The 10000-nt window shown below is 61.5% G+C and carries 11 protein-coding genes; 6 read left to right on the top strand and 5 right to left on the bottom strand.

Annotation, left to right across the window (positions count from 1 at the left end):
- The 5 genes from LDL37_RS13335 to chpT all read right to left on the bottom strand — a co-directional run.
- Positions 1-470, bottom strand: a 470-nt coding sequence (locus tag LDL37_RS13335) for a response regulator (RefSeq protein WP_290799212.1), incomplete at its 3' end; no start/stop codon positions are given.
- 14 nt (positions 471-484) lie between these two features.
- The gene (locus tag LDL37_RS13330; RefSeq protein WP_013478135.1) at positions 485-850 is read right to left on the bottom strand and encodes a response regulator; all 366 of its coding nucleotides are present in this window, start codon (positions 848-850) and stop codon (positions 485-487) included.
- Positions 851-925: 75 nt separating this feature from the next.
- The gene (locus LDL37_RS13325; RefSeq protein WP_013478136.1) at positions 926-1369 is read right to left on the bottom strand and encodes a chemotaxis protein CheW; all 444 of its coding nucleotides are present in this window, start codon (positions 1367-1369) and stop codon (positions 926-928) included.
- An 8-nt stretch (positions 1370-1377) separates the two neighbouring features.
- A complete protein-coding gene (locus LDL37_RS13320) occupies positions 1378-3774 on the bottom strand; it encodes a chemotaxis protein CheA (RefSeq protein ID WP_290799207.1) in 2397 nt (798 codons plus the stop codon).
- 126 nt (positions 3775-3900) lie between these two features.
- Entirely contained in the window at positions 3901-4605 is a 705-nt protein-coding gene (chpT, locus tag LDL37_RS13315) for a histidine phosphotransferase ChpT (RefSeq protein WP_290799205.1), read from the bottom strand.
- A gap of 270 nt (positions 4606-4875) precedes the next feature.
- On the opposite strand from chpT, the gene cysK reads away from it, so the two are divergent.
- The 6 genes from cysK to LDL37_RS13285 all read left to right on the top strand — a co-directional run bounded on the left by cysK (position 4876) and on the right by LDL37_RS13285 (position 9890).
- Positions 4876-5862: a cysteine synthase A gene (gene cysK, locus LDL37_RS13310; protein ID WP_290799203.1), complete on the top strand. Its 987-nt coding sequence runs from the start codon at positions 4876-4878 to the stop codon at positions 5860-5862.
- Positions 5863-5962: 100 nt separating this feature from the next.
- On the top strand, positions 5963-7237 hold the full coding sequence (locus LDL37_RS13305) for a DUF2336 domain-containing protein (protein WP_290799201.1): 1275 nt from the start codon (positions 5963-5965) through the stop codon (positions 7235-7237).
- A gap of 336 nt (positions 7238-7573) precedes the next feature.
- The gene (locus LDL37_RS13300) at positions 7574-8080 is read left to right on the top strand and encodes a PAS domain-containing protein (protein WP_126422670.1); all 507 of its coding nucleotides are present in this window, start codon (positions 7574-7576) and stop codon (positions 8078-8080) included.
- Positions 8081-8441: 361 nt separating this feature from the next.
- Positions 8442-8819, top strand: a complete 378-nt coding sequence (locus LDL37_RS13295; protein ID WP_290799198.1) for a helix-turn-helix domain-containing protein — start codon at positions 8442-8444, stop codon at positions 8817-8819.
- Entirely contained in the window at positions 8819-9376 is a 558-nt protein-coding gene (locus LDL37_RS13290) for a hypothetical protein (RefSeq protein ID WP_290799196.1), read from the top strand. The genes LDL37_RS13295 and LDL37_RS13290 overlap by 1 nt, the downstream gene beginning before the upstream one ends.
- Before the next feature lie 142 nt (positions 9377-9518).
- Entirely contained in the window at positions 9519-9890 is a 372-nt protein-coding gene (locus LDL37_RS13285) for a hypothetical protein (protein ID WP_126422676.1), read from the top strand.
- The last annotated feature ends 110 nt before the right edge of the window (positions 9891-10000 follow it).

Below are 10000 nucleotides of genomic sequence, written 5' to 3'. Positions count from 1 at the left end.
GAGGCACCGGCGGCCGCGGCATTGGGCCAAGCGCGCGTGCGACCACACAGGGCACGCACCTTGGTCAGAAGCTCGCTTTTGAAGCCGTCTGCCCCGCCGATACGGGCGGAGTCGGGCTTGGGCACATAGTCGGCGGCGCCCAGTTCAAGGGCGCGGATGGTGACCGAGGCCCCGCGCGTCGTCAGGGTCGAGGCCATCAGGATTTTCAGGCCCGGCTTGGCCGCCAGCATCCTGGGCAGGGCTTCGAGGCCGTTCATGTTCGGCATCTCGATATCAAGGATCAGCACATCGGGCTGAAGTTCCTTGAGTTTGTCGATGCCCTTCTGGCCGTCCGTGGCGGAGCCGACGAGCACCATGTCGCTTTCCGCTTCGATCCAGCGGGTGACAAGGCCGCGCACGACCGCCGAGTCATCAACGATCATCACCCGCAGGGGGCGCAGCGATACCGAGGGATTGGGGTTAAGCGACATACGCTGGGGATACCTTAGATAAGGCCGACTTCGGTGAACTTGGCTTCGAGGATTTCACCGTCGAAGGGCTTCATGATGTATTCCGAAGCGCCTTCGGTCAGGGCTTCGGTGATGTGGGCCAGATCGTTTTCCGTGGTGCAGAAGACCACGACGGGGTCGGTGCCGCCCTCTTCCTTGCGCAACTGACGCAGGAAGGTGATGCCGTCCATGACCGGCATGTTCCAGTCCAGCAGGATGGCGTTGGGCATGGACGACTTGCAGTAGTTGAGGGCTTCGAGGCCGTCATTGGCCTCGGCCACTTCAAACTGGAGATTTTCCAGAATGCGACGCGCCACCTTGCGGATAACGCGGCTGTCATCGACGACGAGGCAGGTTTTCATATCGCTTTTTCCTGAGCCCGTAAGCGCAATCCGAAAAGTGGGCACCGCTTTTCGGAGTCAATCGCGCACCAAACCTTAGGCGGCCTTGAGGTGGGCGGCGTCCAGAAGGGTGTGCGGGTCCAGAACTATCAGAAGTTCCTTTTCCAATTGATAAACGCCGACGATAATTTCGGCCCAGCGCGGCGGCAGGTTGCCCGGCGGGGCGTGGAACTTTTCGTCATCCAGCTTCAGGACCTCATCGACCGAGTCGATGACGAGGCCGTAGGAATCGCCATGCACTTCGAGACCGATGGCCAGCGGCTCCGGCGCATCGGCCGGGCGTGGCGACAGGCCCAGGCGGCGACGGGCGCAGACGGCGGTGACGATACGGCCGCGCAGGTTCAGCACGCCGGCGATTTCGGTGCGCGACAGCGGCACGGGCGTCAGGCCACGCGGATGGAAGACATCATGGACGCGGGCGGCATCGACGCCAAACAGCTGGCCACCGACACGCAGGGTCACGTAATCACGGATACTCATAATGAACCTCAGGCAGCTTCGGTGATAAGGTCTTGGGCGGGCTGACGGCGGGCGTGTTCGGCCAGACCGCGCAGCAGGTAGTGATCGACGTCGAGGATTTCGCAGGCGCGACCGGTGATGACGGCGGTGCCGCGCACGCCCGGACGATCCGGCGACAGTTCGATATTGAGGAAGTCTTCGACCACATCGACGATCTCATCGACGGCCAGAGCCATGGCATAGCCTTCGCCGGTGAAGACCAGCAGCGGCTGAATATCCTGCTCCTTGAAGCCGTAGGTATCGGCGACGTTGAGGATCGGCATGAGCTTGCCACGGTATTGCAGAGCGGCGCGGCCATCCATGCGCTCGATCTTTTCGGCTTCGATGTGTTCGAGGCGCGTGATGTGCTCCAGCTCGACCGCCTTCGGGGCACCGCCACCGGCGCGGAACAAAAGCATGGCCACCTTCTGGCCCTGTGCGCTTTCGGCGATGGCGTCTTCGGCGGACTCTTCAACCTTTTCTTCCAGCATGTTGCCGGCGCGTTCGGACAGGGCGTTCGGATCAAGGATCAGCACCACCGAGCCGTCGCCCAGAATGGTCGCCCCGGAGAAGATGTCCACGTCGCGCAGGATGGAGGCCAGCGGCTTGACGACGATTTCTTCGGTGTCCAGAACGTCATTGACGACCAGACCGTAGCGGCGCTCACCGACCTGAATGACCATGACGAAAGTGGCGTTCTCTTCGGTGGCGGCTTCCAGTTGCAGCGTCGGCCCAAGCTGGACCAGCGGCAGCAACTTGTCGCGCAGACGCAGGACGAGGGCGTCGTTGATCTTTTCGATCTTGTGCTCGGCATTGGCGCCGGTGCGGACCAGTTCCATGACCGAGGTTTGCGGCACGGCGAACTTCTGACCACCGGCACCGACGATCAGGGCCGAAACGATGGCCAGCGTCAGCGGGATTTTGATGGTGAAGGTCGTGCCCTGACCGGCGATCGAGTTGAGGTCGATCTGACCGCCGATCTGCTCGATATTGGTGCGCACCACGTCCATGCCGACGCCGCGGCCGGACAGGTTGGTGACCTTGGCCGCCGTTGAGAAGCCCGGCGCGAAGATGTAGCGATGAATCTGCTGATCGCTCATGCCTTCGACTTCGGCACGGGTCGCCAGACCCTTTTCGACGATCTTTTCTCGGATGCGGGCGGTGTTCAGGCCGCGACCATTGTCCGAAATGCGGATGACGATGTAGCCACCTTCGTGGAAGGCCGCCAGTTTCACCTGACCATTGGCGGGCTTGCCCAGAGCAATGCGTTCTTCGGTGGGTTCCAGGCCGTGGTCGGCCGAGTTGCGCACCATGTGGGTCAGCGGGTCGCGGATCAGTTCCAGAACCTGACGGTCCAGTTCCGTGCCTTCGCCTTCCATGATCAGGTCGATCTTCTTGCCCAGTTCGTGCGACAGGTCGCGCACCAGACGGGGCAGCTTCTTCCACGCCGCGCCGATGGGCTGCATGCGCGTCTTCATCACGCTGTCCTGCAATTCACCGGTCAGGGTGGACAGGCGTTGCAGCGGGGTAGCGAAGGCCGAGTCTTCGCGGTTACGCGAGATTTGCAGAAGCTGGTTGCGGGTCAGAACCATTTCCGACACCAGCGTCATCAGGCCTTCCAGCACATCGACCGACACGCGGATCGACTGGGTGGTGGCGATACCGCCGTTTTCATCACCGAGCGCTGCCGCCAGCGCACCGGACGCCGCCTCGACGGGTTCAGCCTTCGGGGCCACAGCGGCGGGCGCTTCGACCTTGGGTTCAGGCTTGGGTTCGGGCTTCGGGGCTTCGGCCTTGACTTCGACCACGGGCTCCGGCTCCGGATCGCTCATCCAGTCGGGGGCTTCGGCGGCGAGGAAGGCGGCTTCCAGTTCGTCGAGCGACACTTCGCCCGGACGCAGCGGGCGTTCCAGCTCCGGCTTGACTTCGGCGATGACGACTTCGGGGATATCGGCATTGATCGGACGGTCGGGGACCTGAACCGGCTGAACGGTCTCGATGGCCACTTCGCGACCTTCGGCCATGGCCTCCAGTTGCGAAATCAGGTCATCATCGTCGCCGTCGGGCTCATTGCCCGTCTGTTCCAGACCATTGAGGATCAGCTTGATGCGGTCGATGGAGTGCAGAACCAGCGTCACCGCCGTCGGCGTGACCTCCAGCTTGCCATCGCGGAAGCGACCGAGCAGGGTTTCACCGGCGTGGGCCACGGCTTCGAGGCGACCCAGCCCCAGGAAGCCGCAGGTGCCCTTGATGGTGTGCACCAGCCGGAAGATATTATCGAGCGTCTTTCGTTCGTTGGGGTTGGCCTCGAACTTGACCAGTTCACTATCGACCACCTCAAGGCTTTCGGCCGTCTCGGTCAGGAATTCCGCAATCAGATCGTCCACTTTACACCCCGTCAGAACACTATGGCCGACCCTGAAATGAGGGCGTGGGTCGGACCTTTGACCGCCCATCATCAGATGGTTTGGTTAAAGGAGTGTTTGCAGAACGGGCTGGAAACGTGAACTTTGTTATTTTTTTGGTAGAACGATCTTAATGCCGAGTGAATCGGGCTCCAGAGTGACCGCAAGCGTGCCGCCGGCCTCCTGCACGACGCTGTGCAGCCAGAAGGGCTGTATCCATTGCCCGCTCAGGCCGTCCGACAGGGGCTGACCGTTCAGGCCCTCCACCGCTTCGGGTTTGAGGCGCGCGCGCGGGCCATTGGATTGCGCCGTCAAAATGATGGCCTCGTCCGTCTCTTCGCGACGAAGGGTCGCCGTGCCCCCGGTCGGCAAGGCGTTACCGGCAATATAGCCAAGATTCATCAGGGCACGGGCTGCCGGCTTTTCGAACACGACCTCATCGGCCACGTCGAAATCGAGCGTGGCGCGCATGGTCGAAAAGACGTCAGACAGGGTCTTGTTCAGTTCCTTGGCCGAAAAGGCTTCGGCCGAGGTCGCGGCCCCGAAGGCTACGCGAGCGAAATGCACCAGCGTGACCAGCTTGGTCGCCGAGGTCTGGATCAGGTTGACGGCATCGTCGCGCATGTCCTGCGCCGACGGGTCGCTGAGCAGGTCGAGGCCCGAAATAATGGCCCCGGTCGGCGAGATAAAGTCGTGGCACAGCTTGGCCACCAGTTGCGTCGCCAGTTCGTGCGGATTGGGCAGGGCCGCGACCTTTGCCGGAGTTTCGGTTTCGGAACCCTGTTCAGGCGTCGTCAGCGAAAGGTCATCCATGGTCTTTAAAGTCTCTGCGTTGGGATCGGGGTTTCAGGCAGTTTAGTTCTGATCGCGCCATGTGTGAGGTGATTTGCCTTATCAGGAAACACCCTTGCGGCTATAATCCATAAAATTCGCATGACGAAAGGCGGTGCGACCTCGCGCTTCTGGTCAGGCGATCCCATCTTCTGTAGGGCTGGACACTTTAGATTACGTGCCCGCCCACTGCGCCGGTCAGCCCATGCGGGACGCCACGCCTTATTTCTAAAACCGTTACGGAGGTTTCCCATGCCCGACACGCAACCGCAATCGACGGCCTCGCGCTATGCCCGCAAAGGCCGCGGCAAGGTGTTTGAATCCATTCTCGACACCATCGGCGATACGCCGCTGGTCAAGCTGCCGCGTCTGTCGGCTGAATACGGGGCCAAGGCGACGGTTCTGGCCAAGCTGGAATTCTTCAACCCGCTGGCCTCGGTCAAGGACCGCATCGGTGTGGCCATGATCGAAGCGCTGGAAGCGACGGGGCAACTGAAGCCCGGAGGCGTTATCATCGAGCCGACCTCGGGCAATACCGGGATCGCTCTGGCCTTTGTCGCTGCGCAAAAGGGCTATGAACTTATCCTCGTCATGCCGGAATCCATGTCGCTGGAGCGCCGCAAGATGCTGGCGCTGCTGGGGGCGCGCCTTGAGCTGACCCCGGCGGAAAAGGGGATGCGCGGGGCCGTCAACCGCGCGCAGGAACTGGTCGCCGCCACGCCGGGGGCGGTCATGCCGCAGCAGTTCGAAAACGCCGCCAACCCGCAAATCCACCGTATTTCGACGGCCGAGGAAATCTGGAACGATACGGACGGCGCGGTCGATGTGCTGATTTCCGGCGTCGGCACCGGCGGCTCGATCACCGGTATCGGTCAGGTGCTGAAAGAAAAGAAGGCTTCGGTCGAAGTCGTCGCGGTTGAGCCTGAAGCCTCCCCCGTGTTGTCGGGCGGTGAGCCTGGGCCGCACAAGATTCAGGGCATCGGCGCGGGCTTTGTGCCGGGCATTCTGGACAAGGGCGTCATCGACAAGGTCGAAAAGGTGTCGAACGACGACGCCTTCGCCACCGCGCGTCAGGCGGCGCAACTCGAAGGTCTGCCGGTCGGGATTTCGTCGGGTGCCGCGCTCAAGGCCGCCTTCCGTCTGGCGGCGCAGGACGCCTATGCGGGAAAGACCATCGTGGTCATCATCCCGTCGTTTGCCGAGCGTTACCTCTCGACCGCTCTCTTCGACGGGCTGTAAAATCACGCCGCTCCTCTGATCACAGGGGAGCGGCTTCCTATGGTGGTGTTCGGGGTCGGCTTTAACCTCTTTTAATATCTCGCTAGGCATAGTGCTTGCCATGAGCACGCCGCCTGACTCGCAAGCCCTGAGCCCAGAAGACGAAATGTCCGTTGATGACGGCCTTATCGCGGTGGGTGCGCGTGCCGATGAGGCCCATGAACAGGTCTTCCCGGCGCGTCAGACCCTGCTGAAACGGCTCGCTGACGTGGTCTGTCTGCCGGAAACGCGGGTCAATGCCTTTGAGCGCGCCGTGACCGCCGACCTGCTGGTCGAAATGCTGCGTGAAGCGCAAAAGGGCGAGCGCCTGCGCGTGGCGCGCCGTCTCAGCAAGCTGAGCGAAGTGCCGCACACGCTGGTGCGTCTGCTGATTACCGATGAGCCCGAGATCGCCCGCTTCCTGATCGAGGATTGCGACTCGCTGGCCGAAACCGATCTGCTCTATTGCGTTCGCCGCGGTACGCCGACCCACTGTCGCCTTCTGGCGGCGCGTAAACATATCGGGCCTGTGGTGGCCGAAGCTCTGACCGACACCGGCGATATCGACACGGTCGAGCAATTGTTAAAGAACCGCACCTCCACCCTGTCGCAGGGCGCTATCGAGGCGGCGGTGTCGCTCAGTCAGGACACGCCACGACTGGTGCCGCATCTGATCCGGCGGCTGGAACTGCGCCCCAGCTCGGCCTATGTGATGTTCTGGTGGGCCGATGCCGATGTGCGTCGCGTCATCCTCAGTCGGTTTGCCGTCAACCGCGAAGTCATGCAGGATTCCGCTGGTGACGTATTCGCTATGGCGGCGAAAGAAGGGTGGGGCGATCCGCTGGCGCGCAAGGCCCTGCAATTTATCGAACGCCGTCAGCGCAACCGCGAGGCCCTGAAAAAAAGCCCGTTCGCCAGTCTGGAGGCCGCCATTGCCGAGGCCGCGCGCAGCGGCATGACGCGGCACACGGCCGAGGAAATCTCTTATCTGTCCGGTATCAAGCCTTCGACCGGGGCCAAAATCCTGCGGGATGGTGGCGGTGAGGCGCTGGCCGTTCTGTGCAAGGCAACGGGGCTGAAAAAGGCCGATCTGCGCAATCTGTGGCGGGCTTTGCGCCGTCCGGGGCAAAAGGACGGGGAGGTGCATCCGGACCTTGAGCGGGTGCTGGTTGTCTATGACACCCTGGCTGTGGATCGGGCGCAGACGGTGCTGCGCTACTGGAACTGGTCGCTCTCTTCGGCCCTGACGCCGATGATGATCCGCGCCCTGTCGCAAGGGGAGTCGATGGAAATAGACGCCTTGTCCGTACCGCAACGCGCCGCCATGCTGGCCTTCGCGCAGGACCTGAAGCGGTAGCCCCGAAATCAGGCTGGCGATAAATATAGAATCGCCTCACGCGACCCGCGGCTCAAGACTCGTCAAAGTACCAGACGGCTCAGAATGTGAGATTTTGCGGCTTTATTGACCTCATAAACAGATACGAGCGGCATTTTGTCACAAACCGCACAGCGTGATGAGAACAAAAGGAGTCTAAATCCTGCGGACCGTATCCTTAAGCCCGCATCTGTGGATAGGCGGCGGCCTTAACCGGGTTTAAATCTCTGGTTAACCCTTTTTTGCTTGCCAAGGAATCACTGATTAAGAGAAGGTGAAGATCAGTGATTCGTATACGGGGCAAGGTTTCAGGCGATTATGACGGGCATGGCAGCGGAAATGCTGAGCGCTTTGCGCATGCACGAAGAGGTCTTCCGTTACTGGAAGAGCCTGCGCCGCCCCGGACGCCTGCCGTCGCGCGCCGACATTGATCCGTGCAGTGTGCGCAAGCTGTTGCCGACCATTTCTCTGATTGATGTGCTGGCCGATGATCCGGCCAATGAACCTGAGCGTTTCCGTCAGCGGCTGGCCGGCACCGACCTCTACACGGCCTATGGTATGGAGATCACGGGCAAGTCGTTCACCGACATCTATGGCCCCGAAGAAGCCCGCTACTGGGCCGAAGAACTCACCTTCGTGGTGCGCACGCGCAAACCCGGTGTCGGTTTGCATTCGATGGCGTGGCGTGGTTCAAAATCGCTGAGCCTGTTCTGGTTGCGTCTGCCTCTGGCCTCCGACGGGGTCAATGTCGATATGATTCTGGGCCATGATGCCCTGATCGGCCAGCCGGAACTGACCGGCCCCAGCGGCATCCGCGCCGCCTGATTTTTTTGGATCATTATGATTTCTTTCAGAAACATAATGATCCAGCTTTTGTTTGGCCCCTCGCCGGGCGGTGGCTGCGCCACCTTGGCCGCCGCCTCAATGGCGGCTTGAGTGGGATGATTCCATCAGAAATCATCCCACTCCATACTCCCCTTTTATCACCCATCATAGGGGACGAATCATCTCTGCGCGCAGGGGTTTTGCTGTCGTCATCTGGCCCTCTATCCCCCTACTTAAGAGCGAAAAATAGGCTTAATTGCCCATATTTTCACTTGAAATAGGAAAACTATCCTCTCAATATCCACCTCGCTTAACATGAGAACAAATTGGCAACATTTGAGTCTCGTGAAAGGGGATCGCTATGAAACGGAGGGTGCAGACAGAGGCGGAAATCGCCGCCGAGGCACAGGCGGACCTGACACAGGCCGACTATGTGATGGGGCTGGTGTCGGTGGTGACCGGCGTGCCGCTCAGCGATATCCGCGCCATAGACCGCAAGGATGCGCGCACATCGCGGGCCCGGCAGTTGTGCATGTATCTGATCTCGGTGGCCTGGCAATGGCCGCTCTATCGCATTGGCGCGGCTTTTGGCCGTGACCGCACGACGGTCGGCCACGCCTGCCGTCGCATCGAGGATTTGCGCGACAACCGCCTGTGGGACGAGCAGATCGAGCGGCTGGAGGCCTGTCTGCTGGACATGCCCTCCGGTCTGGCCCTGCCGCGCCGGAGGGCCGCCTGATGCGGGGTACGCCCGAAGCCCTGCGCGAGCGGCTGAAAGCGCCGGGGGCGCACCTGAAACCCGTAGCAGGCGGTTACGAACTGCGCCTGACCGCGGACGGGCGAAGGCGCGCCGTGGACCGGCTGAGTGCCGCCGACCTGCGCGCCGTTCAGGCGCTGGGGCCGCTGACCCGCCATGCCGACGGGCGGCTGAGCCTGATGCCGCCGCCGGATGACCTCAGTGGCCTGATCCGCGAGGGCTATTTTGACCGTCTTCAGTTGCTGGCCCTGGATCAGTGGCGGCGCGATCACGCCACGGCCTATGCCGCTGATCGCCTGACTCAGGACTGGAGCCGCTTTGGTGGCGGGGGGCGCTCCACCGCGGCCAGTGACCTGCCGCTCTATCGTCTTCAGGCGCGCAGGCGCTGCGACGAGGCGGCTGCTGTGCTGGGTGATCTGGCCGGGCCGGCGCGTCGGGTGGGGCTGGAAGACTGGCCTTTGTCGCAGGCGGCCTGTGCTCCCGAAGCATTGACGGAGGCCTTTACTCGCCTGTCTGGTTATTATCGTATCGGCGGTTAACCTAGTCATGTCCCGCTATGAAACGAAAATACCGAAAACTATAGCATGGATAATACACTGTTAACAAAAACCGCGATTGCCCGGTTGACCTTCGTAAGTCCTGCGCAGAGGATATATCCACAGTTCGGGAAAAGGACACATTATGTCTGAAGACAAGGCCACCCCCACCACGGTGACTCCGCTCAAAAATCCGCCGCGTAACACGCTGGACAAGCCGCTGCGCCATGTGGTGTCGAACGAAGAACTGGACGCCTTGTGCGAAGTGCGGCGCGAATACGTGACTGAGTATGTATGGGGCGCGGTCGGTGTGGCCATCGGCACCTTGCCCGGCACGGTGGCCCTGCTGTACGGCTATCTGACGTCTGGTACCGCCTATGGCTTCCGCCCGGAAGGGCTCATTCAGTTCGGCCTGTTCTGCGCCGCCCTGTCGGTCATCGGCAGCATGGGCATGATCGCCCAACGCCGCGCCCGTCGCCTGCGCGATATCGAAGCCGATATCCGTATGCGGGCTTAACCGTTCCCAGACAGACTCATACCAACGGCCGAAGATGCTGACCGCATCCGGCCGTTGAAGAAGCGAGAATTTCTCATATGTGTCAGTGACATGAGAAATTCTCGAATGGA

Source organism: Asticcacaulis sp. (genome assembly GCF_020217185.1).
In the GTDB taxonomy this organism is placed as follows: Bacteria; Pseudomonadota; Alphaproteobacteria; order Caulobacterales; family Caulobacteraceae; genus Asticcacaulis.
The sequence above is the reverse complement of the archived record's forward strand: the minus strand, read 5'-3'. Positions and strand labels throughout refer to the sequence as shown.